The 1,675-nt window shown below is 32.5% G+C and carries 3 protein-coding genes; all 3 read left to right on the forward strand.

From position 1 onward, the window contains the following. Positions 1-445, forward strand: a 445-nt coding sequence (locus E1171_RS03820; protein ID WP_155204258.1) for an FkbM family methyltransferase, incomplete at its 5' end; no start/stop codon positions are given. Positions 446-501: 56 nt separating this feature from the next. After that, the gene (locus E1171_RS03825) at positions 502-1,086 is read left to right on the forward strand and encodes a hypothetical protein (RefSeq protein ID WP_155204260.1); all 585 of its coding nucleotides are present in this window, start codon (positions 502-504) and stop codon (positions 1,084-1,086) included. 112 nt (positions 1,087-1,198) lie between these two features. After that, positions 1,199-1,675: hypothetical protein (locus E1171_RS03830; protein WP_222931376.1), on the forward strand; the 477-nt coding region annotated here is incomplete at its 3' end.

The raw sequence follows: 1,675 nt of genomic DNA on the forward strand, positions 1-1,675 counted from the left end.
TATCATAGACGATTTTCGTGATAGAGAAAGGGTTAAAAAATCAATTAATGTACCAGTATTTAGCTTCTCCAATTTGTCCATCCAAAATCAAATGAAAATTGGAATTATAAAAATTGATGTGGAGGGTGCTGAGATGGAGGTGATAGAAGGATTAAGACAAGAAATAGAATCTCATAGACCATTTATTCTAATTGAGATATTGCCAGTATATAACAAGAATAACAAACCCAGACTGAATAGACAAAACCGCATTCAAAAAATCTTGTTTGAATGCGGATATTCAATCTTTAGGATAAAAAAGGACGATAAACAATTTTTTGAATTACTAGGGATAGACGATTTTGGAATTCACTCAGATTTAAATATGTGCGAATATATATTATCACCAAATGAACAAAATACTTATTTAAATAAAACTTTGGCTAACAATAGCTATGCCCAATAGCTCCCTAGCGGTCACTACTGGGCATAGCTGAGACGTTGGCAGCAAGCAAAAAATAAATGAAAAACTTAATTTTAATAATGATTTTTGGTCTTTTGACGAGTTGCGGAGACCATAAAAAAGAAAAAAATAGAAACAAAGATTTAACCCAAAAGGAGAACTTTAAAAAAACCATTGTCTCCATTAAGCAGAGAAATAATCAAAGTGAGCCTGAAGTAGAATCAAAAAATCATGTAAATTACCAAGAGCAAGAACTAAAGTATGAATTTAAAAGTGCAAAACTTTTTCATTTGACTGACACCATAATTGCTGATTTTAACGGGGATGGAGCTCTTGACAAAGCTATTTTTAAACGAGAACATGAGACTTCCGGAATAATAATCATGGAGGGAAAAACTGATGATGAAGTAAAAATAGGCTTTGGTGAAAAGTTCGCCCATTTAACAGAGTTCAATTGGGTAGACTATTGGGGACTTGTGAAAGACTCAAGTACATATGAGGTACTTATTGAAGATGCTATAATAATTGGCGATACAATTATTAGACTTGATAACCCTTCAATTGTAGTTAGAAAAGAAGAGGTTGGTGGTGGAATTATCACTTATAAAGAAGGAACTTATAAATGGCTTCATCAATCTGATTAAAAAATTTAAAAAAGCCATCTGCCAACAATGGCTTGCTGCCATGCTTTGCCAGCGCGCAAAATAACCGACGCTAAAAAGCACAGCAGCAAGCCGGGCCGTTAGTGGTCATTGAATGAGAAAAATAATAAGCATATTGTTCTTGATTATTAATTATTATATTGCAGTAGGACAGGTCAGTCTTTCTGGAAAAGTTGAATTATGCCCAGACTTTACTGCAAGCGTTAGTATTCCAAGAAAATTAACATTTAACTACATTAAAAAGAAGAAGAAACCTATTAAAAGGGAAATTGACACCTTATTGGTAAAAATGGAAGTTTACCAGAAGGATACTTTAGTAAAAACCTTTTATACTAACTATTCAGGAGAGTTTAAAACCGATCTACCTTCTAGAGGGAATTATAGACTAAAAAGTAGTTTATCGAAATTTATAAAAAAGGAAACTGAATTAAATATTGATTCCCCTTTCAATGAAATCAATATCTGCTTGTCGGACTCATCTATTCATGCTTATTTTTTGAAAAAAATCCCCTATGATTCATTGAAAGCAAAAAAAGATCTAGGTAAAGGAGAAACTAGGATCATCTCTTTG

Origin of the sequence: Xanthovirga aplysinae, from assembly GCF_009711365.1 — a bacterium.
Lineage (GTDB): Bacteria > Bacteroidota > Bacteroidia > Cytophagales > Cyclobacteriaceae > Xanthovirga > Xanthovirga aplysinae.

What these genes read in the sequence shown, in the direction of transcription:
- E1171_RS03825 (WP_155204260.1), top strand. Translation starts at nt 502, where the DNA reads ATGAAAAACTTAATTTTAATAATGATTTTTGGTCTTTTGACGAGTTGC.